This window comes from Bacillus cereus group sp. BfR-BA-01382 (genome assembly GCF_022663475.1).
GTDB lineage: Bacteria > Bacillota > Bacilli > Bacillales > Bacillaceae_G > Bacillus_A > Bacillus_A thuringiensis_S.
In genome coordinates this window covers 1-473 of the sequence record NZ_JAKUFQ010000279.1, presented here as the reverse complement: position 1 = coordinate 473, position 473 = coordinate 1, and the positions used below count along the sequence as shown (strand labels likewise).

Below are 473 nucleotides of genomic sequence, written 5' to 3'. Positions count from 1 at the left end.
ATCCTTACTTACAAATCCTGATGTATTATCAAATGAAATTTGATACCAATTCCCTGATTCTCCAGTAATTGTTACATTTTTCCCTCTTGTTAATCGACCAACCTTTCCAAATTGTGTACCTGCTCCTTCTCGAACATTTAACACGTCTGCCGTTACAATACCTTTTTTACCACCTGTTGTAGCCGTAGGATTTGTTGTAGCAGGTTTATTAGGTTGATTATTACCTTTGTTTTGTGATTGGCGATTAGAGACAAATTGAGAGCTTACAAATCCCGCTTTTCCATCGTAATTAATTTTGTACCATTCTCCTTCTTTACCTGTAACACTAAGAGAATTCCCTTCAAATAAGCGACCAATCTGTTCAAACTGTGTACCTGCTCCACTTCGCACTTTTAACACATCTGCTGTTACTACATAACTACCATTTGAAGATACTTGAGTTTGCGTATTACCTCCTGTGTGAGGGTCTGAAA

1 protein-coding gene is annotated in these 473 nt (G+C 37.4%); it reads right to left on the bottom strand.

The window, feature by feature from the left end:
• Positions 1 to 473: SH3 domain-containing protein (locus tag MR160_RS33925; RefSeq protein ID WP_242299231.1), on the bottom strand; the 473-nt coding region annotated here is incomplete at both ends.